The sequence below is a fragment of the Clostridium sp. genome, assembly GCF_034179595.1.
Classification (GTDB): domain Bacteria; phylum Bacillota; class Clostridia; order Clostridiales; family Clostridiaceae; genus Clostridium.
Map to the genome: position 1 here is coordinate 72,523 of NZ_JAXFPT010000074.1, position 25,398 is coordinate 97,920.

General features: G+C 30.1%; 22 protein-coding genes, 1 other RNA gene and 1 riboswitch. Of the genes, 22 read left to right on the top strand and 1 reads right to left on the bottom strand.

The window, feature by feature from the left end; genetic code table 11:
• Window positions 1–49 precede the first annotated feature (49 nt).
• From SPJ33_RS09480 to SPJ33_RS09585, 22 genes are all read left to right on the top strand, one after another.
• Window positions 50–1,114: a BMP family ABC transporter substrate-binding protein gene (locus SPJ33_RS09480; protein ID WP_321117722.1), complete on the top strand. Its 1,065-nt coding sequence runs from the start codon at window positions 50–52 to the stop codon at window positions 1,112–1,114.
• 311 nt (window positions 1,115–1,425) lie between these two features.
• Window positions 1,426–2,460 (top strand): sugar-binding transcriptional regulator, encoded by a 1,035-nt coding sequence (locus tag SPJ33_RS09485; RefSeq protein ID WP_321117723.1) that lies wholly within the window; start codon window positions 1,426–1,428, stop codon window positions 2,458–2,460.
• A gap of 66 nt (window positions 2,461–2,526) precedes the next feature.
• Entirely contained in the window at window positions 2,527–3,528 is a 1,002-nt protein-coding gene (gene gap, locus SPJ33_RS09490; protein WP_321117724.1) for a type I glyceraldehyde-3-phosphate dehydrogenase, read from the top strand.
• A gap of 110 nt (window positions 3,529–3,638) precedes the next feature.
• On the top strand, window positions 3,639–4,832 hold the full coding sequence (locus tag SPJ33_RS09495) for a phosphoglycerate kinase (RefSeq protein ID WP_321117725.1): 1,194 nt from the start codon (window positions 3,639–3,641) through the stop codon (window positions 4,830–4,832).
• A gap of 92 nt (window positions 4,833–4,924) precedes the next feature.
• A complete protein-coding gene (gene tpiA / locus SPJ33_RS09500; protein WP_321117726.1) occupies window positions 4,925–5,671 on the top strand; it encodes a triose-phosphate isomerase in 747 nt (248 codons plus the stop codon).
• A 178-nt stretch (window positions 5,672–5,849) separates the two neighbouring features.
• On the top strand, window positions 5,850–7,382 hold the full coding sequence (gpmI, locus tag SPJ33_RS09505) for a 2,3-bisphosphoglycerate-independent phosphoglycerate mutase (RefSeq protein WP_321117727.1): 1,533 nt from the start codon (window positions 5,850–5,852) through the stop codon (window positions 7,380–7,382).
• Window positions 7,383–7,512: 130 nt separating this feature from the next.
• Complete coding sequence (locus tag SPJ33_RS09510) at window positions 7,513–8,109, top strand: protein kinase (RefSeq protein WP_321117728.1); 597 nt, start codon at window positions 7,513–7,515, stop codon at window positions 8,107–8,109.
• A gap of 289 nt (window positions 8,110–8,398) precedes the next feature.
• Window positions 8,399–9,694, top strand: coding sequence for a phosphopyruvate hydratase (eno, locus tag SPJ33_RS09515; RefSeq protein ID WP_321117729.1), 1,296 nt, complete (start codon window positions 8,399–8,401; stop codon window positions 9,692–9,694).
• Window positions 9,695–9,847: 153 nt separating this feature from the next.
• Entirely contained in the window at window positions 9,848–10,078 is a 231-nt protein-coding gene (gene secG / locus SPJ33_RS09520) for a preprotein translocase subunit SecG (protein ID WP_321117730.1), read from the top strand.
• Between the two features lie 147 nt (window positions 10,079–10,225).
• The gene (locus tag SPJ33_RS09525) at window positions 10,226–12,226 is read left to right on the top strand and encodes a sodium-translocating pyrophosphatase (RefSeq protein ID WP_321117731.1); all 2,001 of its coding nucleotides are present in this window, start codon (window positions 10,226–10,228) and stop codon (window positions 12,224–12,226) included.
• Between the two features lie 172 nt (window positions 12,227–12,398).
• A complete protein-coding gene (rnr, locus tag SPJ33_RS09530; protein WP_321117732.1) occupies window positions 12,399–14,636 on the top strand; it encodes a ribonuclease R in 2,238 nt (745 codons plus the stop codon).
• Between the two features lie 180 nt (window positions 14,637–14,816).
• Window positions 14,817–15,287 carry an SsrA-binding protein SmpB gene (smpB, locus tag SPJ33_RS09535; RefSeq protein WP_321117733.1) on the top strand — a complete coding sequence of 157 codons (471 nt, stop codon included), beginning with the start codon at window positions 14,817–14,819 and terminating at the stop codon, window positions 15,285–15,287.
• 212 nt (window positions 15,288–15,499) lie between these two features.
• Complete coding sequence (locus tag SPJ33_RS09540) at window positions 15,500–16,666, top strand: iron-containing alcohol dehydrogenase (protein ID WP_321117734.1); 1,167 nt, start codon at window positions 15,500–15,502, stop codon at window positions 16,664–16,666.
• 79 nt (window positions 16,667–16,745) lie between these two features.
• Complete coding sequence (locus tag SPJ33_RS09545) at window positions 16,746–17,636, top strand: sulfide/dihydroorotate dehydrogenase-like FAD/NAD-binding protein (protein ID WP_321117735.1); 891 nt, start codon at window positions 16,746–16,748, stop codon at window positions 17,634–17,636.
• Window positions 17,636–19,012 carry an NADPH-dependent glutamate synthase gene (gene gltA / locus SPJ33_RS09550; RefSeq protein ID WP_321117736.1) on the top strand — a complete coding sequence of 459 codons (1,377 nt, stop codon included), beginning with the start codon at window positions 17,636–17,638 and terminating at the stop codon, window positions 19,010–19,012. Before SPJ33_RS09545 ends, gltA begins: the two co-directional genes overlap by 1 nt.
• Window positions 19,013–19,254: 242 nt before the next feature.
• A complete protein-coding gene (locus SPJ33_RS09555; RefSeq protein WP_321117737.1) occupies window positions 19,255–20,145 on the top strand; it encodes a DMT family transporter in 891 nt (296 codons plus the stop codon).
• A 95-nt stretch (window positions 20,146–20,240) separates the two neighbouring features.
• A complete protein-coding gene (locus SPJ33_RS09560; RefSeq protein WP_321117738.1) occupies window positions 20,241–20,795 on the top strand; it encodes a tryptophan transporter in 555 nt (184 codons plus the stop codon).
• A 230-nt stretch (window positions 20,796–21,025) separates the two neighbouring features.
• Window positions 21,026–21,384, top strand: a transfer-messenger RNA (tmRNA) gene (gene ssrA / locus SPJ33_RS09565).
• Between the two features lie 143 nt (window positions 21,385–21,527).
• A riboswitch (cobalamin riboswitch) is annotated at window positions 21,528–21,724 on the top strand.
• 158 nt (window positions 21,725–21,882) lie between these two features.
• A complete protein-coding gene (cbiQ, locus tag SPJ33_RS09570) occupies window positions 21,883–22,779 on the top strand; it encodes a cobalt ECF transporter T component CbiQ (RefSeq protein ID WP_321117739.1) in 897 nt (298 codons plus the stop codon).
• Window positions 22,780–22,791: 12 nt separating this feature from the next.
• Window positions 22,792–23,619, top strand: coding sequence for an energy-coupling factor ABC transporter ATP-binding protein (locus tag SPJ33_RS09575; RefSeq protein ID WP_321117740.1), 828 nt, complete (start codon window positions 22,792–22,794; stop codon window positions 23,617–23,619).
• A 96-nt stretch (window positions 23,620–23,715) separates the two neighbouring features.
• The gene (locus SPJ33_RS09580; protein WP_321117741.1) at window positions 23,716–24,468 is read left to right on the top strand and encodes an energy-coupling factor ABC transporter permease; all 753 of its coding nucleotides are present in this window, start codon (window positions 23,716–23,718) and stop codon (window positions 24,466–24,468) included.
• Window positions 24,468–24,788: a cobalt transport protein CbiN gene (locus tag SPJ33_RS09585; RefSeq protein ID WP_321117742.1), complete on the top strand. Its 321-nt coding sequence runs from the start codon at window positions 24,468–24,470 to the stop codon at window positions 24,786–24,788. The genes SPJ33_RS09580 and SPJ33_RS09585 overlap by 1 nt, the downstream gene beginning before the upstream one ends.
• A gap of 36 nt (window positions 24,789–24,824) precedes the next feature.
• On the opposite strand, the gene SPJ33_RS09590 is transcribed toward SPJ33_RS09585, so the two are convergent.
• A partial coding sequence (locus SPJ33_RS09590) for a type 1 glutamine amidotransferase domain-containing protein (RefSeq protein ID WP_321117743.1) occupies window positions 24,825–25,398 on the bottom strand: 574 nt, incomplete at its 5' end.

The window sequence follows — 25,398 nt, forward strand, 5'->3', positions numbered from 1 at the left end:
GAGTTATTGGAAAAAATAAAATTGAAAAATTTTATTGAGGTGAACTTATATGAATAAACTAAAAAGGAGTAAATGGATTTCAATTTTATTAGTTTCTTTAATTTGTCTAAGTATATTATTGAATACTAGTGGATGTGTTTCGAACTTAAATAAGAGTATAAAGGAAGATATTCATATAGGACTTATAGCGCAAGACTTTAAAGATGCATCATTTGGAGAACTTTCTAAAAAAGGAATTGAAGAAGCTAAAGAAAAAATTAAAATAGTTCCAGAGTATTTTGAAACTAAAGGTGATAAAAAGTTAATTGATGATGGACTTGAAAAGGTTTCTGAAAATAGTGAAATGATAATTGCAGTTGGTGCTGATATGAAGGCTGCTATAGAAAAGGTAGCAAGAGAAAGAAGAGATAGAAGCTTTACAATAATAGACTCTGAAGTAGAAGAGGTAAATGTTAAATCTGTTTTATTTAGACATCAAGAAGGAGCGTTTTTGATGGGGATTGTAGCTGGAAATGAAACAAAATCAAATAAAGTAGGATTTATTGGTGGAATAAATGATGAAATAGGAATGCAATTTTTAAATGGATATGCAGCTGGAATTAAAACTGTTAATGAAAAAGCTGCAAGTGGTGTTTTAGATGGAAGCAATGTAAGATTTGTTCAAAGTCTTTCAGATGAAAAAAAGGCATATGAAAAAGCAATTGAACTTTATGATGAAGGATGCGATATCATATTCCAAGCAGCTGGAAAATCTGGATTTGGAGTTTTTAAAGCAGCAAAAGAAAAAAATAAAAAAGTGATTGGAGTTGGCACAGATCAAAGGGTTACTGTGCCAGAATATAAAGATCAAATAATATCTTCTATGATTAAAAGCATAGATAAAACTACAGTTAATCTATGTGAAAGCGTAAAACGTGGAAGTTTTAAAAGTGGATCTCAAAATATGCAACAATTAGGAATTAAAGAAAAAATGATAGATTATGCACCATCAACAAGTGAAGCTGTATCTAAAAAAACTATGGAAGATTTGAAAAAATATAAACAAAAAATAAAAACAGAAGAAATAAAAATTCCAACAATGCTATATGAAGTCATGGAATTTAAAGCTGATTAATATATTTAAGATATTATAATAAAGTATATATTAATAAAATTAGTAGATTTATATTAAAAATATTGAATGAATATATTAATTGGAAGTGTGGAAAAATAAAAATAAAGATTTATTATTAAGTTTAAGTAAAAGTAAATCTATTAAAAAATTTCTAAATATTTAAATATTTACATATTGTTAAAATAAAACAAGTAAAAAAATCAAAAAAATTTAAATTTATACTTTAAAAATGGATAAATTTAATTTATAATATTCTTGTGGGACGAAAATAATAAGTGTGGGACGGATTGTGACCAAAAGGAGTGTTGGAGTTGCAGGAAATATTAGCATTACAAAAGAAGATAGTTCCTGAACTTGTTAGGGTACTCGAAAAAAGGTACAATATATTAAGGACTATATTTTTAAATCAACCCATAGGTAGAAGAGGCTTAGCAAACGAACTCTCATTAAGCGAAAGAGTAGTTAGAACAGAAATAAGCTTTTTAAAAGATCAAGGATTAATAGAAATTAATACATCTGGTATGAATGTAACAAAAATTGGAGAAGAAATAGTTGATAAACTTAATAGCTTTATTCATGAAGTTAAAGGATTATCTGACATGGAAAAAGAGATTAAGGAAAAGCTTTCTCTAAAAGATGTTATAATAGTTTCAGGAGATGTAGATACAAATCCTTCAGTTCTTAAAGATATAGGCAAAGCTGCTTCAAATTATTTAAAGAAAATAATTAAAAATAATTCGATAATTGCTTTAACTGGGGGGAGTTCAGTTAAAGAAGTTGTTGAAGCATTTGAAGGAGTTAGAAATATATCAAATGTATTAGTAGTTCCAGCAAGAGGTGGAATGGGAAGAAATGTAGAAGTACAAGGAAATACATTAGTAGCCTCTCTTGCAAAAAAAGTGAATGGTACTTACAAAATGCTTCATGTTCCTGAAGATGCTAGTTTAGAAATTTTAAATTCTTTAAAGCAAGAAAAATCAATAAAGCAAGTTGTTGAAAGTATACATCATGCAGATATTTTCCTTTATGGTGTAGGTAATGCTTTTGAGATGGCTCAAAAAAGGGGACTTTCAGATGAAAGTATTTCTAAATTAGAAAAGCTTAAAGCTGTAGGAGAAGCTTTTGGATTTTATTTTGATAAAGATTCAAAAGTGGTTTCAAATAGAACCGCTATTGGAATAAATATTAATGAAGCCAGAAAAATTAACACGCATATTGTTGTGGCTGGTGGAAAAAATAAAGTAGAGTCAATTATTGTGACTCAAAGAAATAACAAAAATGGTGTATTAGTCACCGATGAAGCTACTGGACATGAAATACTAAAAGTATTAAATAATGTTAAGTAGAAATTTTAATCAATTTGTTTATAAAAAAAATTTTTTATAAAAGCTATTTTTAGGAGGTATTACATTATGGTAAACGTAGCAATTAACGGTTTTGGAAGAATAGGAAGATTAGCATTAAGATTAATGATAAACAACCCAGAATTCAATGTAGTTGCAATCAACGACTTAACAGATGCTAAAATGTTAGCACACTTATTCAAATATGATTCAGCACAAGGAAGATTCGATGGTGAAATCGAAGTTAAAGAAGGAGCTTTCGTAGTTAACGGAAAAGAAATCAAAGTTACTGCAAACGCTAACCCAGCTGAATTACCATGGGGAGAATTAGGAGTAGATATCGTTTTAGAATGTACTGGATTCTTCGCTTCAAAAGAAAAGGCTTCAGCTCACTTAGAAGCAGGCGCTAAGAAAGTTGTTATCTCAGCTCCAGCTGGAAACGACCTACCAACAGTTGTATACAACGTAAACAACGAAATCTTAAAGGCAGACGACACAGTTATATCAGGTGCTTCATGTACAACTAACTGTTTAGCTCCAATGGCTAAAGTATTAAATGATTCATTTGGATTAAAAGAAGGATTCATGACTACAATCCACGCTTACACAAATGACCAAAATACATTAGATGCTCCACACAGAAAAGGAGATTTAAGAAGAGCTAGAGCTGCTGCAGCTTCAATCATCCCTAACTCAACTGGTGCTGCTAAAGCAATCGGATTAGTTATCCCAGAATTAGCTGGTAAATTAGACGGAAACGCTCAAAGAGTTCCTGTAATAACTGGTTCATTAACTGAATTAGTTTGCGTACTTGACAAGAACGTAACTGTAGAAGAAATAAACGCTGCAATGAAAGATGCTGCAAACGAATCATTCGGATACACTGAAGATGAAATAGTATCATCAGACGTAATCGGAATAAGCTTCGGATCATTATTCGATGCAACTCAAACTAAGATCATGGAAGTTAACGGACAACAATTAGTTAAAGTTGCTTCATGGTACGACAATGAAATGTCATACACTAACCAATTAATCAGAACTTTAGGATACTTCGCTAACTTAAAGTAGTCTATTGATTAGATAGTAAATATAAAAAGTTTTATAAGTCTGGTTTTGTAGTATAAGGCTATAAGGCCAGACTATTTTAAAATACGTAAAATTTATAAGAGGTGAAAGAAATGGACTTCAATAAAAAGACTATAGAAGATATAGATGTTAAAGGTAAAAGAGTCTTAGTAAGATGCGACTTCAATGTTCCACTAAAAGATGGAGTTATAACTGACGAAAACAGATTAAATGGAGCACTTCCAACTATCAAATACTTAGTAGATAACGGAGCTAAAGTAATCCTTTGCTCACACATGGGTAAACCAAAGGGAGAACCAAAGCCAGAATTATCATTAGCACCAGTTGCTAAGAGATTAAGCGAAATGCTTGGAAAAGAAGTTGTTTTTGCAGCAGATGATAACGTTGTTGGTGAAAACGCTAAAAAAGCAGTAGCAGAAATGAAAGACGGAGATGTTGTTTTACTACAAAACACAAGATATAGAAAAGAAGAAACTAAGAACGGAGAAGAATTCTCAAAAGAATTAGCTTCACTTGCTGAAATTTTCGTAAACGATGCTTTCGGAACAGCTCACAGAGCTCACTGCTCAACAGTTGGAGTTACTGACTTTATAGATACAGCAGTATGCGGATACTTAATCCAAAAAGAATTAAAGTTCTTAGGAGATGCTGTTGAAAATCCAGAAAGACCATTCGTTGCAATCTTAGGAGGAGCTAAAGTTTCAGATAAGATCGCTGTTATAAACAACCTTTTAGATAAAGTAGATACTTTAATAATCGGTGGAGGAATGGCTTACACATTCTTAAAGGCTCAAGGATATGAAATCGGAACTTCATTAGTTGAAGAAGATAGAATTGAATATGCTAAAGAAATGATCGAAAAAGCTAAGGCTAAGGGAGTTAATTTCTTATTACCAGTAGACCACAGAGTAGCAACAGAATTCAAAAATGTAGAAGCTACAATAACTGAAGATCAAAACATTCCTGCTGGAAACATGGGATTAGATATCGGACCAAAGACAGAAAAATTATATGCAGATGCAATTAAAGATGCTAAAACAGTTATCTGGAATGGACCAATGGGAGTATTCGAATTCGAAAACTTCAATAAGGGTACTATTGCAGTAGCTAAAGCTATGGCAGAATCAAACGCAACTACTATAATCGGTGGTGGAGATTCAGCTGCAGCTGTAAATATCTTAGGATTCGGAGATAAGATGACTCACATCTCAACTGGTGGCGGAGCATCACTTGAATTCTTAGAAGGTAAAGTATTACCTGGTATAGCTGCTTTAAATAATAAATAGTTTTTATAAATAAATATTAGCCACTCAGAGCTCTTAGTAGGTTAACGAGTGGCTAGTTTAAGTTAACATAAAAGATTTTAGAGGTGATTTTAATGAGAAAACCAATAATCGCAGGAAACTGGAAAATGCATAAAACTCCAGCAGAAGCTGTAGAATTTATAAATGAATTTAAACCATTAGTAAAGGATGCTACTTGTGACGTAGTACTTTGCCCAACTTTTGTATGCTTAGATGCTGCTATAAAAGCTGCTAAGGGATCAAACATAAAAATTGCTGCTCAAAACATGCATTTTGAAGAACAAGGAGCTTTCACAGGAGAAGTTTCACCTGTAATGCTTGAAGCTATGGGAGTTGACTATGTAGTAATCGGACATAGCGAAAGAAGAGAATACTTCAACGAAACTGATGAAACTTGCAACAAGAAAGTTAAAGCTGCTTTAGCACATAACATAACTCCTATTCTTTGCTGTGGAGAAACTTTAGAACAAAGAGAATCAGGAAAATATGTAGAAGTTTTAGCTGCACAAATAAAAGCTGACTTAGAAGGATTAACTAAAGAACAAGCAGAAAAAGTTGTTATAGCTTACGAACCAATCTGGGCTATTGGAACAGGAAAAACTGCTACATCAGAACAAGCTAACGAAACTATAGCTGCTATCAGAAACGTTGTAGCTGAAATGTTTGGAAAAGAAGTTGCTGATAAAGTAAGAATCCAATACGGTGGATCAGTTAAACCTGCTACTATAAAAGAACAAATGGCTCAATCAGATATAGACGGAGCTTTAGTTGGTGGAGCTAGTTTAGTAGCTTCAGACTTTGCTGCAATAGTTAACTACTAAGATTAAAGCAGAGTAGAATAACATATAAGCAATAGTCATGATTGAATAATACTAATTCTTTCATACTATTGCTTTTTATTGTTTATTATATTTTAGTATAGTATAATATAAATGAAAAAACGACAAATAATATAAGAGATGTTTTATTAGAAATAGATATAAAATGGAGGGAATAGTTATGGCAAAAAAACCAGTAATGTTAATGATATTAGATGGATTTGGAATAGCAAAAGCTTCAGATGGTAATGCTGTTTCATTAGCTAAAAAACCAAATTTCGATAGATTAATTAAGGAATATCCACATTCAATACTTGAAGCTTCAGGAATGGCTGTTGGTCTTCCAGAAGGACAAATGGGTAATTCAGAAGTTGGACACTTAAATATAGGTGCAGGTAGAATAGTATACCAAGAACTTACTAGAATAACTAAGGCTATAGCTGATGGAGAATTCTTTGAAAATGAAGAACTTTTAAAGGCTATGAAAAACGCTAAAGAAAATAATTCAGCATTACACTTAATGGGATTATTATCAGATGGTGGAGTTCACTCACACATAAACCACTTAAAAGGACTTTTAGAATTTGCTAAAAAAGAAGGATTAACAAAAGTTTACGTTCATGCATTCATGGATGGTAGAGACGTTGCACCTTCATCAGGTAAAGAATTTATAGAAAAAACTGAAGAAATGATGAAAGAAATTGGCGTAGGAAAGATTGCTACAATAAATGGTAGATACTATGCAATGGATAGAGATAATAGATGGGAAAGAGTTGAACTTGCTTACAATGCAATAGTAAGAGGAACTGGAAACACTGCAAACAGTGCTATAGAAGCTATAGAAGAATCATACAAGAATGATAAAACTGATGAATTCGTAGTTCCTACAGTAATCTTAGAAAACGGAGAACCAACTGCAACAGTTAAGAGCGGAGATTCAGTAGTATTCTTTAACTTCAGACCAGATAGAGCAAGAGAACTTACAAGAGCTTTAACTCAAAAAGATTTTGATGGCTTCAATGCTGAAAAATTAGATTTAACATTTGTTACAATGACTCAATATGATAAGACTTTTGAAGGTGTTATGGTAGCATTTAAACCACAAACACTAAAGAATACTTTAGGTGAATTTGTTGCAAACAAAGGATTAAATCAATTAAGAATAGCTGAAACTGAAAAATATGCTCACGTAACATTCTTCTTCAATGGTGGAGTTGAAAAGCCAAATAAAAATGAAGATAGAGCATTAATAGCATCACCTAAGGTTGCTACTTATGACTTAAAGCCAGAAATGAGCGCTTATGAAGTAACAGAAGAATTAATTAAGAGAATAGACAGTGACAAATATGACATGATCATATTAAACTATGCTAACCCAGATATGGTTGGACATACAGGAGTAATTCCAGCAGCTGTTAAAGCAATTGAAACAGTTGATGAATGCTTAGGAAAAATAGCTGATAAGATTTTAGAAAAGAACGGATCATTATTCATAACTGCTGACCACGGAAATGCAGAAGTAATGATAGACCCTGAAACAGGAGCTCCATTTACTGCACATACAACTGATCCAGTACCATTTGTATGGGTAAGCAATGATGCAAAAGGTAAATCATTAGAAAATGGTAAGTTATCAGATATAGCACCAACTATGTTACATGAAATGGGCCTTGAAGCACCAGAAGAAATGACAGGACATTCATTAATAAAATAATTAAGTTTATTTTAACTAAGAACTCACATATTTTATGTGAGTTCTTTTTTGCTATGTATATAAGTTTATCACAATAAATAATAAGTTTAATAATATATATTAATAGAAAGAATATATAGGATGATTATATATGAAAGAAAATTATGCTTATTCTGCTTGTTTAGACTATAAAACAGAGAAACTATTTAAAAAAGCAAAATACTTAGGTGAAGGTAATAATGGAATAGTATATGAACTTCCAAATAATAAAGTAATAAAGATATTTTTAGAAGAAAAAGTTTGTAAATCAGAAGCATATATTTTTAGAAAAACTAAAAAATCCAAATATTTTCCTAATATATATACCTATGGAAAACTATATATTGTAAGAGAAAAGGTATGTGGAGTACGATTAGACAAATACATAAAAAGAAACGGTTTAAGTAAGGAATTGTCTATAAAATTATATAAATTACTTAAAGAATTTAAAAGACTTGGCTTTACAAAGATAGATACAAGATGTAAGGATGTATATGTAACTGAAAATTTAGAACTTAGGATGATAGATCCTAAAGGATGTTATACGAGAAAAATGGATTTTCCAAGGCATTTAATGAAGAGATTTAATAAGCTTAAGGTATTAGATGAATTTTTATATTATATAGAAGAAAAAGACCCTAAATTGTGTAATTATTGGAGAAGTGAATTAGATAAATATTTCAAAAAAAATAAAATACCATATAATTAAAATAAAAAAGTCCTTTTAGGGCTTTTTTATTTGTTTAAATTTATGAAAAATAATTGGATTTAGAGTACTTAAGTATATGATTTAAATCAAAAAGCTAGTAAATAAATAATTACTAATATTATAAAATAATAACTAATATTAATAAATTGAAAACTAATTTCAATTGATTGAAAATATCAATAAAATGCATTATAATGTATTTAAATAAAAAGTGCAATCAAGTATTTATAAAAATAAAAGATGTTGTAAATAATATCTAATGTATTTGATTGTTAAGGAGGAATTTAAAATGAAACAATATGCAGAAATAGTAGACGTTTTAGCAAGAGAAATCTTAGATTCAAGATCATTCCCAACAGTAGAAGTTGAAGTATATTTAGAAGATGGAACAGTAGGAAGAGCTGCAGTACCTTCAGGTGCATCAACAGGTGTATTCGAAGCTGTTGAATTACGTGATGGAGATAAAGAAAGATTTAATGGAAAAGGAGTTCTTCAAGCAGTAAAGAATGTTAATGAAGTTATTGCTGATGAATTAATTGGATTAAATGCTTTAGATCAAACTTTCATTGATAAAACTTTAATAGAATTAGATGGAACTAAAAACAAAGGTAAATTAGGAGCAAATGCTATATTAGGTGTTTCATTAGCTGTAGCTAGAGCTGCTGCAAACTTCTTAGGTTTACCTTTATATCAATATGTTGGTGGAGTTAATGCAAAAGTATTACCAGTACCAATGATGAATATCATAAACGGTGGAGAACATGCTGATAACTCAGTAGATTTACAAGAATTTATGATTATGCCAGTTGGAGCAGAAAGCTTCCAAGAAGCATTAAGAATGTGCTCACAAGTATATCATGCTCTTAAGAGTTTATTAAATGAAAAAGGATATTCAACAGGTGTTGGTGATGAAGGTGGATTCGCACCAGACTTAAAATCAAACGAAGAAGCTATCGAAGTTATAATTGAAGCTATTAAAAAGGCAGGATTTGAACCAGGAAAAGATATGTTCATAGCTCTAGACCCAGCTTCATCAGAATTCTTCGAAGATGGTAAATATGTATTAAAACATGAAGGTAAGACATTATCACCAGAAGAAATGGTTGGATTCTACGAAAACTTAGTAAACAAATACCCAATAATCTCAATTGAAGATGGTATGGCAGAAGAAGATTACGAAGGTTGGAAGATAATGACTGAAAGATTAGGAAACAAGATCCAATTAGTTGGTGATGACTTATTCGTAACTAATACTGAAAGATTAAAGATGGGTATTGAAATGGGAATTGCAAACTCAATTCTTATAAAACTTAACCAAATCGGTACATTAACAGAAACTTTAAATGCTATTGAAATGGCTAACAGAGCAGGTTATACTGCAGTAATTTCACATAGATCAGGTGAAACTGAAGATACAACAATTTCAGATTTAGTTGTTGCTGTAAATGCAGGTCAAATTAAGACTGGTGCACCAGCAAGATCAGAAAGAGTTGCTAAATATAACCAATTATTAAGAATAGCTGAAGAATTAGACGAAGTAGCTGAATATAGAGGAAGAGATGCATTCTTTAACATAAGAAAGTAGTATAGAGAATCATTAATAAGAATATAAAACTTGTTATAATATTTATGAAGCTTATACTATTTTAAGAATTTAGTATAGAAAAAAATTACTGTTTATGATATACTAAGTGAGTTAAATAGTATAAAAAGTGGTTAAATATTAGGAGGTGTTCCCATGCAAACGGCGTTATTAGTACTTGAGGTTATACTAGGAATAATTATCGTAGTTTCAGTACTTATGCAACCAAGTAAATCAGATGCTTTAAGTGGACTGATTCAAGGTAGTAATAATGATACATTTTTCTCAAGAAATAAATCAAGAACAAAAGAAGTTATGCTAGAGAGAGTAACTGTAATAGGAATGTTACTATTTGCTATAAACACAATTGTTTTAAATTTAATATAACATGTGTGGGAATCACAAGTTAAAATAAAAAGCTAGTCATTATGACTAGCTTTTTTAAATTTAATTCTAATAAAAATATTAATCTCATAATTATATATTAGTACTTTAAAAAATATAGGTACTAAAAAATTATAAGAGGTGGTTAATATGGAATTATTAGCATTACCATTAGTATGTGGAATTATTTCCTTAGTTTCTTTAGGCTTTATTGCTAAAAATATTATAAGTAAAGATTCAGGAAATAAGAAAATGAAGGAAATAGCATCACATATAGAAGAAGGTGCTATGGCTTTTATAAAAAGAGAATATAAATATCTTTCAGTATTTATAGTGTGTGTTTTTTTATTGATTCTAATATTCCTAAGCTATAAGACTGCTATAGCATTTTTATTAGGTTCTACATTTTCAATGTTTGCTGGATTTATAGGAATGAAGATTGCTGTTAAAGCAAATGTTAGAACTGCAAGTGCAGCAAAACATGGAATTAAAAGTGCATTAGGAGTAGCTTTCTCAGGGGGAACTGTTATGGGTCTTTCCGTTGTAGGGCTTGGAATTACAGGGCTAACTATTTTAGTATTAATATTTGATGTAAATGTTGAATATATAACAGGTTTTGGACTTGGAGCATCATCTATAGCATTATTTGCGAGAGTTGGTGGTGGCATATATACAAAAGCTGCTGATGTTGGTGCAGATTTAGTTGGAAAAGTTGAAGTTGGTATACCAGAAGATGATCCAAGAAATCCAGCAGTAATTGCTGATAATGTTGGAGATAATGTTGGAGATGTCTGTGGTATGGGAGCTGATCTTTTTGAATCATATGTTGGATCAATAATTTCAGCTATAACGCTTGGTGTATTAATTAATAAAAATGCAATGCTTTATCCCTTAATCCTTTCATCAATTGGCATTATTTCATCACTTATAGGTATGTGTGTAGTTAGATATTATGAAGGTGATGATCCACAAAAGGCCTTAAATTTAGGAAGCTTTTTAGCAGGTTTAATAGCACTTATATTAAGTGGTGTTTTATGTTATTACTTATTTAAAGATTTAAAATTATTTATTCCAGTAGTAGTTGGAATATGTATTGGATTGTTAATTGGAAAATTCACAGAAATATATACATCATCAGATTATAAATCAGTAAAATTTATTGCTAAGGAATGTCAAACAGGAGCAGCCACTAATATAATAGCTGGTCTTTCAGTTGGAATGAAGTCAATAGTTATACCTATAATATTAATAGTAATTGGTATATTAATTTCATTCTTTAAAACTGGTGGAGCAGAAGACTCTCTTGTAGGTTTATATTCAATTGCATTATCAGCAGTAGGAATGTTGTCTACAAGTGCTATAACAATTGCAGTAGATGCATATGGCCCAATAGCTGATAATGCAGGTGGTATTGCTGAAATGAGTGAATTAAATGAAGGTATTAGAGAAATTACAGATAAACTTGATTCAGTTGGTAATACAACAGCTGCTATTGGTAAAGGTTTTGCAATAGGATCTGCAACACTTACTGCATTAGCTTTGTTTGCATCTTATACTCAAGTTGTAAAGTTAAATTCTATAAATCTTTTAAACCCATTAACTTTAGCTGGAGTTCTTATAGGTGGAATGCTTCCATTTTTATTTGGAGCACTTACAATGCAGTCAGTTGGTAAGGCAGCAGGACAAATGGTAGAAGAAGTTAGAAGACAATTTAAAGAAAAGCCAGGTATATTAAAGGGCGATGACAAACCAGATTATTCAACTTGTGTTGAAATATCAACAAGAGCTGCTTTAAGGGAAATGATAATCCCAGGAATAATAGCAATATTATCACCAATAGTAGTTGGATTGCTTTTAGGAGCAGAAGCACTTGCAGGATTAATAGCAGGAGCAGTTGTAACAGGAGTTATGATGGCTATTTTAATGGCAAATGCAGGTGGTGCTTGGGATAATGCTAAAAAATATATAGAAGGCGGAGCATATGGCGGAAAAGGAAGCGAGTGTCATAAAGCAGGAGTAGTTGGCGATACTGTTGGAGATCCATTTAAAGACACATCAGGACCATCTATGAATATATTAATCAAACTCATGACAATAGTTGCAGTTGTATTTGCTCCACTTATATTAAAATTTGGTGGAATATTATTTTAAAATATTTATTTAGTTAATAAGAAGCTATCATTTTATATGAAATGATAGCTTTTTGTATATTATTTTCTAATAGAGGAATTTACAAGAATAATGTGTTACTATAGATAGAGAATAATATATAAAAACAATGGATAAAATATATTAAGCTATTATATATAAATTGGAGGAAAATATGGGAATAAAGAATACATTAATAGATTTCATGCGTGAAGAAGCATATAAACCAATGGATTTGAAAGAATTAACAGCTGTATTTGATATAAAAGCAGATGAATATAGGGCCTTTAAAAAGGTATTAAAAACTATGGAAAGAGAAGGCTTAGTTGTTAGAAATAAAAATGATAAATATGCTATTCCAGAAAGAATAGGTTTAATTTCAGGAAGACTTCAAGGTCATGCAAGAGGTTTTGGATTTTTAATACCTGATACAGAAGGCGAAAAAGATGTATTTATACCATCATCATCAATGAATGGAGCTATGAATGGTGATAGAGTATTAGTTCATTTAACTAGAGATGATATAAATGGTAAAAAAAGAGAAGGTGAAGTTGCCGAAATAATAGAAAGAGCAAATAAAACAATAATCGGAATTTATGAAAATAGTAAAAATTTTGGTTTTGTTGTGCCAGAAGATACAAGATTACACCAAGATATATTTGTTTCTAAAAAAGATAAAAATGGTGCAAATGATGGAGATGTTGTAATAGTAGAAATTACAAAATGGCCAGAAAAAAGAAGAAGTCCTGAAGGTGTAATAAAAGAAGTATTAGGACAAAAGGGAGACAAGGGACTTGATATCCTTACAATAATAAAGAAATTTGGACTTCCAGAAGAATTCCCAGAAAAGGTGTTAAATTTTGCAGATAAGATTGAAGAAGAGATAGATCCTAAAGAATATAAAAGAAGAACAGACTTTAGAAATTTAAGAATGGTAACAATAGATGGTGAAGATGCTAAAGACTTAGATGATGCAGTTTCAATAGAAAGATTACCAGATGGAAATTATAAATTAGGTGTTCATATAGCAGACGTAACTCATTATGTTAAAGAAAGTAATCCACTAGATAAAGAAGCGTTAAAAAGAGGAACATCAGTATATCTTATAGATAGAGTTATACCTATGCTTCCAAAGAAGCTTTCAAATGGTATATGTTCACTTAATCCTAAAGTTGATAGATTAACATTAAGCTGTATAATGACTATAGATAAAAATGGTAAAATATTAGATCATGAAATACATGAAGGTATTATAAGAACTAATGAAAGAATGACTTATACAGATGTAACTAAGATACTTAGAGATAAAGATGAAGAGTTAATAAAGAAATATGATTACTTATATGATGATTTCTTAGCTATGGAAGAGCTTGCTAATATATTAAATAAAAAGAGAATGAGAAGAGGGGCAATTGACTTTGACTTTGAAGAAGCAAAGATAACTTTAAATTCTTTAGGTAAACCAATCGAAATCAAGCCTTATCCAAGAGAAATTGCAAATAGAATAATAGAAGAATTCATGCTTGCGTGTAATGAAACTATAGCTGAATATATGTATTGGACTAACTTACCATTTGTATATAGAGTTCACGAAAATCCAGATGAAGAAAAGCTTGCAAAGTTTAGAGAATTTATATACAACCTTGGATACACAATGAAATGGACTCAAGATATACATCCAAGAACTCTTCAAGAAGTATTAGAAAAAGTAAAAGGAAAGAAAGAAGAAACTGTAGTAAGTACACTTCTTTTAAGATCAATGATGAAGGCAAGATACTCACCAGAAAGTCTTGGGCATTTTGGTTTAGCAGCAAGATATTATTGTCACTTTACTTCACCAATCAGAAGATATCCAGACCTTCAAATTCATAGAATAATTAAAGAACAAATAAATGGTAAGATTGATTCTGGAAGAGCTAAGAAGTTAATTGGAATAGTTGACTATGCAGCAAAACAATCTTCTGAAACAGAAAGAGTAGCTCAAGAAGCTGAAAGAGAAGTTGATGATTTAAAGAAAGCTGAATATATGCAAGATAGAATTGGAGAAGAATTTGAAGGAATTGTTTCTTCAGTTACATCATTTGGTATGTTTGTTGAGCTTCCAAGCACAATAGAAGGATTAATCCGTATAAATTCTTTAGAAGATGATTATTATGTATATGATGAAAATCATTTAGCTTTAATTGGAGAAAGAACAAAGAACATCTATAGATTAGGGGATGAAGTTAAAGTTAAATGTAGTAGAGTAGATATTGCAAATAGAGAAATTTACTTTGATTTAATAAAAGAAGAAGAGGAAGAAATGGAAGAAGAAGCTTTAAAAGAATTTAAGGAAAAAATTCCACAAGTTAAAAAAGAAGTAAAAGAAGCATTAGCTAATGCTGAAGAAACAATAGAAGATGATGAATTTTAATTAAGTTAATCTAAATTTAAGCTATCATTTATTTATAAATATAATAGATGGTAGCTTCATTTATTTAGAAATATTTAAAATTATATTTTAGTGCACTTTTTATATATAATTGATAATAGGTTAAATATATAATATAATTTTATTAACTTGTATAATGGCAAATAAAAGTAGGTGAAAGATATGGTAAGAAAGAAAAACTCAAATTCTTTAGCAGAAAATAGAAAAGCAAGACACGATTATTTTATAGAAGAAACAATCGAAGCTGGATTAGCATTAGTTGGAACAGAAGTAAAATCTATAAGAAATGGTAGAGCAAATCTTAAAGAATGTTATGCTGAAGTAAGAAATGGTGAGATTTTTATAAGAGGAATGCATGTAAGTCCTTATGAACAAGGAAATATATTTAATGTAGATCCATTAAGAGATAGAAAACTTCTTCTTCATAAACAAGAGATAGGAAGACTTGCAGGACTTGTATCAAGAGAAGGTCTTACTCTTATACCTTTATCTCTTTATCTTAAAAATGGAAGAGTTAAAGTTGCACTTGGAGTTTGTAAGGGTAAAAAAGATTATGATAAGAGAAATTCATTACTTGAAAAAGCTCATAATAGAGAAGTGCAAAGAGAATTAAAAAATAGAAATAGATATTAATAAAAAGAGTATTCTAATTAACTTAGAGTACTCTTTTTATTATAAGAAATTTATTAGAGCCTCAATTATGTAATTATCGAAGAAAATTTTATCATAAAATAAAAACTATAAAATAAAATTATATAGATGTAAATTAAGCAATAATCTTAAATTAATACTTAATGGTGGGAGAATGATTTGCTTATAAATATATTTTAGAAGGAGTTTTGTTTATGGTACGTTTTACATTACCAAGAGATATTTATCATGGAAAAGGCTCAATTGATGCATTAAAAGAAATAAAAGGCAAGAAGGCAATGATAGTAATGGGTGGAGGCTCAATGAGAAAATTTGGTTTCTTGCAAAAGATTGAAAATAATTTAAAAGAGGCTGGACTTGAAGTTATGGTTTTTGAAGGGGTAGAAGCTGATCCATCAGTTGAAACTGTAATGAAGGGTGCAGAAGCTATGAGAAAGTTCAATCCAGATTGGATAGTTGGATTAGGTGGAGGTTCTCCAATAGATGCAGCAAAGGCAATGTGGATTTTTTATGAGTATCCAAATTTTACATTTGAAGAAGCAATAAATTCATCTAAATTACCTGAATTAAGAAAGAAAGCTAAGTTTATAGCTATAGCTTCAACTAGTGGAACAGCTACAGAAGTAACTGCATTTTCAGTTATAACTGATTATAAGGCTAAAATAAAATATCCTATAGCAGATTTTAATATAACTCCAGATATAGCGATAGTAGATCCAGATCTTGCAGAAACAATGCCACCTAAATTAGTTGCTCACACAGGAATGGATGCTATGACTCATGCAATAGAAGCATATGTTTCAACTAGTGCAGATAATTTTACAGATCCATTAGCCTTAAAAGCAATTGAAATGGTTAGAGATAATATTGAAAATTCATATAATGGAGACGAATTTGCAAGAAGTGAAATGCATGATGCACAATGTTTAGCAGGTATGGCATTTAGTAATGTTTCGCTTGGTATAGTTCATTCAATGGCTCATAAAATTGGAGGTGTATTCCATGTACCTCATGGTTGTGCTAATGCTATACTTCTTCCTTCAGTAATAGAATTTAATTCTAAAGTATGTGCAAAAAGATATGCAAAAATAGCTAATACGCTAGGATTAGATGGAAATAATGAAGATGAATTAACAAAATCATTGGTTAATTTAATAAAAGAGTTAAATAGGGAATTAAATATACCAGCTACATTTAAAGAATATGGAATAGATGAAAAAGAATTATTAGAGAATTTATCATTTATGTCTAAAAATGCAGTTGAAGATGCTTGCACAGCAACTAATCCAAGAAAAGTAACTCCAGAAGAAATAGAAAGAATATATAAAGCATCATTCTATGGTGAAGAAGTAAACTTCTAATAATATAGGACTATTTAAAAGCTTCCAATAATAATTATGGAAGCTTTTAATAAATTAATAAATAAGGGGTAAGTTTAAAATGTATAAGATAGTTTCAAAAAGAGAGCTAGCATATAATATATATTTTATGGAGATAGAATCAAAGAGAGTTGCTAAGTCAGCAAAACCTGGACAATTTGTAATAGTTAGAAGCGATGAAAAATCAGAAAGAATACCTTTGACTATTTCAGATTTTGATAAGGATAAAGGAACTGTAAGTATAGTATTTCAAGTAGTTGGACAAGGAACTAAAGAATTATCAGATTATGAAGTTGGAGATTATGTAAAAGATTTTGTAGGACCTCTTGGAAAACCAAGTGAATTTATAGATGAGGATTTAGAAAAGCTTAGAAATCAAAAAATAGTATTTATAGCTGGTGGAGTTGGAGCAGCTCCTATATATCCACAAGTTAAATGGATGAAAGATAGAAAAATAGATGTTGACGTAATATTAGGAAGTAGAAGTAAAAAATTATTGATATTAGAGGATGAACTAAGAAAGGTTTCTAATAATCTTTATATTGCAACAGATGATGGCTCTTATGGATTTAATGGAAGAGTTACGGATATGTTAAATTATTTAGTTAAACAGAAAAAAAAGAATTACGATAAAGCAATTGTTATAGGCCCTATGATAATGATGAAGTTTATGTGTAATCTAACTAAAGAATTAGATATTCCTACAACAGTTAGTCTAAATCCTATTATGATAGATGGTACTGGTATGTGTGGAGCTTGTAGGGTAACTGTAGGAGATGAAATAAAGTTTGCATGTGTTGATGGGCCAGAATTTGATGGTCATTTAGTTAATTTTGATGAAGCTATGAGAAGGCAAAATATATATAAGACAGAAGAGGGAAGAGCTTTTCTTAAAGAAAAAGAAGGAGATTCTCATCATGGTGGATGCGGACATTGTGGAGGTGAGAAGTAATGGAAAGAGTTAAAGTTAGAGAACAAGATCCAAAAGAAAGGGCTGAAAATTTTGATGAGGTATGCTTAGGATATAATGAAAAAGAAGCAGTTAAGGAAGCTAATAGATGTCTTCAATGCAAAAATCCAAGATGTATTACAGGGTGTCCTGTATCTATAAACATACCAGCATTTATAAAGGAAGTAAAAGAAAATAACTTTGAAGAGGCTATTAAAGTTATTTCAAAGTATAGTACACTTCCAGCTATTTGTGGAAGAGTATGTCCACAAGAAAGTCAATGTGAGGGTAAATGCGTACTTGGAATAAAGGGAGAGTCGGTTTCTATTGGTAAACTTGAAAGATTTGTAGCAGATTGGAGCTATGAGCATGATATAGATCTTTCTAAGAAAGAAGATGATAAAAATATTAAAGTTGCAGTAATAGGAAGTGGACCTGCTGGACTTACATGTGCTGGAGATTTAGCTAAAAAAGGTTATGATGTAACAATATTTGAAGCTTTACATGAGGCTGGAGGAGTTTTAACTTATGGAATACCAGAATTTAGACTTCCAAAAGATACTGTAGTTAAGAGTGAAATTGAAAACATAAAAAAGTTGGGAGTTAAGATAGAAACTGATGTAATTATCGGCAAAACTATAACTGTTGATGAATTGTTAGAAGAAGAAAACTTTAAAGCAATATTTATAGCATCTGGAGCTGGGCTTCCTAAATTTATGGGGATAGATGGAGAAAATGCTAATGGAGTTTTTTCAGCAAATGAATTTTTAACAAGAGTTAATTTGATGAAAGCATTTAAAGAAGATTATAAAACTCCAATAAAATTAGGAAAAAAGGTTGCTGTTGTAGGCGGTGGAAATGTAGCTATGGATGCTGCAAGAACAGCACTTAGGCTTGGAGCAGAAACTCATATAGTATATAGAAGAAGTGAAAAAGAGCTTCCTGCAAGACAAGAAGAAGTTCATCATGCAAAAGAAGAAGGCGTGATTTTTGATGTTTTAACTAATCCTATAGAGATTTTAACAGATGAAAATGGATGGGTTAAAGGAATGAATTGCATTAAAATGAAGCTTGTAGAAGCTGATGAATCAGGAAGAAAAAGACCAGTTAAGATTGAAGGTTCGGAATTTATGATGGATGTAGATACAGTTATAATGTCTTTAGGAACATCTCCAAATCCTCTTATTTCAGTTACAACAAAAGGTCTTGAAACAAACAAGAGAAAATGTATAGTTGTAGAAGGCACTTCAGGTAAAACAACAAAAGAAGGTGTATATGCAGGTGGTGATGCGGTAACTGGTTCTGCTACAGTTATTCTTGCTATGGGAGCAGGGAAAGATGCTGCAAAAGCAATTGATGAATATTTAAGTGAAAATTAGGAATAATAAAGATATACCTTATTGACTTCATTTGTGTATAGGTTAAAATCCAGTTGTATAAAGAATAACAAAACCTCAAAATCCTTTTATCTATAATTGCCACGGTCTGCTTATAGATAAGGGGATTTTTTGTTTTTAAAATATGATAATTGTCTTAGAAAAAAATAAAAATTTGTAGTAGAATAGTAAACGGTGCGCTTGCACATAAACAAATGCAAAAATTATTATGAAAGGAAGATTATATGAATAATAAGAAAAAAGGTATTACCCTTGTTGTTATTGCAACATTATTTTGGGGTGTAATGGGTGTAACTAGTAGAACACTAGGAAACGCAGGAATTGATGCAATGAGTATATCGTTTTTAAGGTCTTTAATTGCAACAGTAGGATTTTTTATATTCTTATGCATTTTCAATAGAGATGCATTTAAGGTGGATTTAAAAGGAATTATAATTAGTGGAATTTATGGTATTGTAACCTTTGCTTTATCTTTTACAACATTTAATATTGCAGTTCAAAGGGTTCCAATAGCAGTTGCTACAGTACTTATGTTTACAAACCCAATATGGGTAACAATAATTAATGCAATATTCTTTAAAGAAAAAATAACATCAAAAAAAGCAATTATAATTACTATTACAATAATAGGATGTATTTTAATTTCAAATATACTCGGTGTAGGGCTTAAGGGTCTTGATGTAGTTGGAATATTAATTGGACTTTTAACAGGACTTTTATTTGCACTTCAACTTGTAACTCCAAGATTTTTTGTTGGTAAGTATTCAAAAGATAGTATGATAATTTATGGATTTATCTTTAGTACAATAGCTTTAGCATTTGTTGCAAACTTTAGTGGAATACATAATGCAGTTACTACAAATTCATCACCTGCATTTATAATTCTTAATATATTATCAATTGGTATATTAAGCACATTTATAGCAAACATATCATATGTAAAAGCTACAGATTACATAGAAACAGGAGTTGCTTCAATACTGTGTTCATTAGAACCTGTACTTGGAAGTTTATTTGCTTACATAATTTATGGTGAAACATTAACAATGCTTCAATTACTTGGAGGATTATTAATTATAATAGCAGCTATATCACTTGCAAGAATATCTGATTAGATAAAAACTGATTTTAAATTAAATAAAATTAGGTACAAAATATTAGAAAATAACCTATATTATATACTATAAGAAATTTAGGTATAGGTAGGTTTATGAGAGAAAATAAAAATACTAAGAAAATGATAGTTAATGCGTTTTTACTTGGAATAGGAGCTATACTACATCAAATTACACCAGCACTTGTCTTACCAATGCAACCAGATTTTGCTCTTGTTATGCTTTTTATAATAATGATTATAAATGATGGAGACTATAAAACTTCATTAATTTCAGGGATTATAACTGGTGTATTTACAGCTATGACTACTAAATTTCCAGGGGGACAACTTCCTAATATTATAGATAAATTAGTTACTGCAAATATTGTATTTGTTATTATCTTTATTATAAATAAGATTAAGCCACTAAAAAAATTATCTGAAAAGAAAAGAGAAACAATAAAATGTATAATTGTATTTCCAATCGGTACTTTAATAAGTGGCTTAGTATTTTTATTTTCAGCAAGTAAATTAGTAGGTTTGCCAGCACAACTTAAGGCTCTATTTATAAGTATAGTTATTCCAGCAGTTATAATAAATTTAATTATAGGTTGTATATTATTTAAAATAGTAAAAACCTCAATTAAAAAAGCAAATATTATAAATTGATTATGTAAAAGCTATTAGATAAATTCATCTAATGGCTTTTTATAATAAGATTTTTTAGATTAAATTTAAAAATAATGAAATTTAGGTAAATTGAAAAATGATTAAAATATTTTACCTAAATAGCAAGTTATTTCATTAATTATGTAAGTTGACAGTGAAGAATATGTGCTATATAATTAACTCATAAAACAAAATTAAATATTGCGTTTAACAAATTAAACTTACAACATGGGGATGTTTTGGCTTCGACGGGGGTAAGTGAAGTTTGGTAAGCGAGCCGAGGGAAGCATGGTGCCTCGATAATAAAGTATGCATTAAATATAAACGCAGAAGACAATTTTGCATTAGCAGCTTAATATAAGACTGCTCATCAGCCCTAGATTGCCCACGATTTAGGATCCTGGTGTCATTATTAGTGGGGAACCGAGCTTAGCAAAGCTTTGAGCTAGGAACGGAATTTATGAAGCTAGCGATCTAGTTACCCGTCTGTAGGTGTTCTAGAGAGCGAAATTTAATATGCAGACTACGCTCGTAGAAAGCTAGACAGAGCTACTTTCGGACACGGGTTCGACACCCGTCATCTCCACCATAAAACCCACAGAAATCTAGATTTTAGATTTTTGTGGGTTATTTTAGTTTTTATAGATTATTAAAATTATTATATTATCAATCAATAAATTGATTTTTTTTATTAATAATGATAATGTTATAATTGTAAATATATTTTAGAAAAAATAATATTAAAATATAGGTTTAATTAAAATTAATTTTATTTTGATTAATTAAAAGGGAATTAGGTGAAATTCCTAAACTATCCCGTAGCTGTATTAGAGGAGTTTAAGTACATTAATGTCACTTGTAAAACAGGGAAGGCGTACTTAAATAATGATTCTTAAGTCAGAAGACCTGCCTATATTTTGCACCATTAACTCTACGAGTGATAGGGGGGCGTTTTAATGAAGAGTTATTTACTTATTTTATATGAATGAGTATGTTTTATTATCATGTCTTTTTAACACTTTTGTTAGAAGGGCTTTTTTATTTTTAAGATATATAAGTTTAAGTTCTAATATAAAGGAGATTTTATATGGAAAAAATCATTATTTTATTTATTATACTTTTCATTATTATAGCTTTTTTAATATGGAAATACAAAGGTATTCATAATAATAATGAAATTTATAATAGACATAAAATAGGACATAAGCATGGAGAAGGATATTCAATTGATTTTTATGCTTATTCTTCAAAAATTAGAGATTGGAATGCTGAATTTAAGGTGTATTTCTCGATTTTAACATTGATTCTCTGTATTGTATTGAATAATCCATATGTATCTGTTGCAGTAATAATCGCAATGGCATATATTACAGTTGTTAAAGGAAAACTGCCATTAACTCAATATTTATCAGTATTATTAATTCCAATTACCTTTATTTTGCTTAGTACTTTTACTATTGCAATTGATTTTTCAACTAAACCAATAGGTCAATATAATTTGTATCTTGGATTTTTTTATGTATGTACTTCAACTATTAAGCTTAAAAAAATGATATCTTTAATTTTAAAGGTTTTCGCAGGCATAAGTGCTCTAGAAATGATGACGTTATCAACTCCAGTTTCAGAAATTATTTGTGTACTTAGAAAAGCACATGTACCAAAGATTATAATAGAACTTATGAGTCTTATTTATCGTTATATATTTATCTTAATGGATGTATCTATTAAAATGAAAAATTCTGCGAAATCTCGTCAAGGATATTGTGATTTTAAAACCTCTTGTTATACATTTGGAAGTATTGCAAGCAATATACTTATTATTTCACTTAAAAAGGCAAATGCTTATTATGATGCTATGGAAGCTAGATGTTATGATGGAGATCTTATGTTTTTAGAGGAACATAAAAGTGTAGAAATAATGCAGATTGTTTTCTCGGTAGTATTTATAGTTTTTTTAATTTTGATTTGGTTGTGTACAAGATAGGAAGGAATAATTATGAAAGAATTAATATTAAAAATTGAAGATCTTTATTATACATATGGAAATGGAAAGCCTGCATTAAATGGAGTAAGTGTAGATATTTATGAAGGCGAAAAAATTGCTGTAATTGGTTCTAATGGTTCAGGAAAATCCACATTTTTCTTAAATATAGATGGTGTACTTATGCCAGAGCAAGGAAAAATCATTTATAGAGATATGGTAATTAATAAAAAGAATTTAAAAGAACTTAGAAAAAACATAGGAATCGTATTTCAAGATGCTGATAATCAAATAATTGCATCGACAGTTATGGCAGAAGTAGGATTTGGACCTATGAATCTAAAACTTCCTAAAGATGAAGTCTTAACAAGAGTTAATGAGGCTTTAAAATATATGAATATTTCCCATTTAAAAGATCGTCCACCTCATTATTTAAGTGGTGGAGAAAAGAAACGTGTAAGCATTGCTGATATTATCGCTATGAAGTCAGAAATCATAATTTTTGATGAGCCAACAGCAGCTTTAGATCCATTAAATTCAATTATGCTAGAAGAAGTTTTATTAAAACTTGGAGATGAAGGAAAGACAATGCTTATATCTACGCATGATGTAGATTTTACATATAGATGGGCTGAAAGAGTTCTTGTATTTAATGACGGAAAAATTATTGCAGATGGAAGTCCATTAGAAATTTTTCAGAATAAAGAAATTTTAAAGAAGGCAAATCTTAAACAACCGACCATGCTAGAGGTTTATGAATCACTTGTAGAAACTGGACTTTTAAAAGATAAAAAAGATTATCCTAAAAGTATACAAGAATTTAAGAAGATGCTTAAAGATTAAAACTTATATATACATATAAAAAGAGTTAGGTTATACCTAAGAATTTAATTATATTTGATGATATCTATTTTAGAAAATATTAGAGGAGAAGAAAAAATGAATAAAAAAGAAAAAATAATTTTCACTTTAGCAACAGCGTTTGCATTACTTTTTGGAATAGAGCCAGCTGCAAATGCAATGCACATCATGGAAGGTTATCTTCCACCAAAATATTGTATTATGTGGGGAGTTATATGTGTTCCTTTTGTGGTAGTTGGTTATTTTTCAATAAAGAAAAAAATATCTAAGAATCGTAGATTAATTACTATGTTTGCTATGGCAGGTGCATTTATATTTGTACTTTCATCTTTAAAGATTCCATCAGTAACTGGAAGTTGTTCACACATGACAGGTACTGGACTTGCTGCTATATTATTTGGACCATCAACAGTTGGGATTTTGGGGATTATAGTTCTTTTATTCCAAGCAATCTTATTAGCTCATGGTGGAATAACTACTCTTGGAGCTAATCTATTTTCTATGGCTATTGCAGGTCCATTTGTTTCTTATGGAATATATAGATTATGCAAAATGCTTAAAATCAATAAATTTGTAGGTATTTTTTTAGCAGCAGCAATTGGTGATTTATTTACTTATTGCGTAACAAGTATGCAACTTGCGTTTGCATATCCATCTGAAACAGGCGGAGTTTTAGCATCAGCAATTAAGTTTCTTGTAGTATTTGCACCAACACAACTTCCACTTGCAATCATTGAAGGAATTTTAACAGTTGTTATTATGATTGGTTTTGAAACTTATGCAAAATCTGAATTAGATGAACTTGAATTGTTAAATGGAGGGGAACTTTAATGAAAAATGCTAAAATAAAAGTTGTAGTTTTATTAATTATTGCTATATTAATTGCTGTTATACCAGTATTTACATTAAAAGGTGCTGAATTTGGAGGATCAGATGATGCAGGAAGCAAGGTTGTTTCAGAAATTAAAGGAACTGAATATGAGCCTTGGTTTACACCAGTTATGGAAAAATGGATTGGAGGAGAGTTACCTGGTGAAATAGAAAGTTTACTTTTCTGTGTGCAAACAGGTATCGGAGTTGGTGTAATTGCATTTTTTATGGGTAGATTAGTAGAGAGACATAAAATAGAAAACGAGAAAAAGAAAGAGTAAAAAAGTAGATAATTTCTACTTTTTTACTCTTTATAATTATTTATTAGAGTTTAAAATTTTAAGAACTTCTCTAGCAACAGCAGCTCCTGATGATGGGTTTTGTCCTGTAACAACTCTTTGATCTTCTACTGCAAATTCTGCCCAATTTGAAGCTTTAACATAGTTTGCACCTCTATTTGTAAGTTCTGTTTCAGTTAAGTAAGGAACAAGCTTAGTAGCTCCTACAGCTTCTTCTTCAGTATTTGAAAATCCTGTAACCTTAATTCCTTCAATTAAGTTTTTGCCATTAGATAATGTTATGTTTAATAAACCTGCTACACCATGACATACAGCTGAAACTATACCACCATTTTCATATATTTCTTTTGTGATTTCTTGTAATTTTGTATCATTAGGAAAGTCCCATATAACACCATGTCCACCAGTATAGTAAATTACATCATAATCTTTTGGGTTAATTTCATCAGCAGATAAGGTATTTCCTAATTTATTTATAAAGTTGTGGTCGGTATAATATTTCCAATCAATTGGGCTCATAGAAGCTTTTTCTAAACTACCTGGATCTATTGGAGTATAACCTCCTTTTGGACTTACATAGTCAATTTCAATT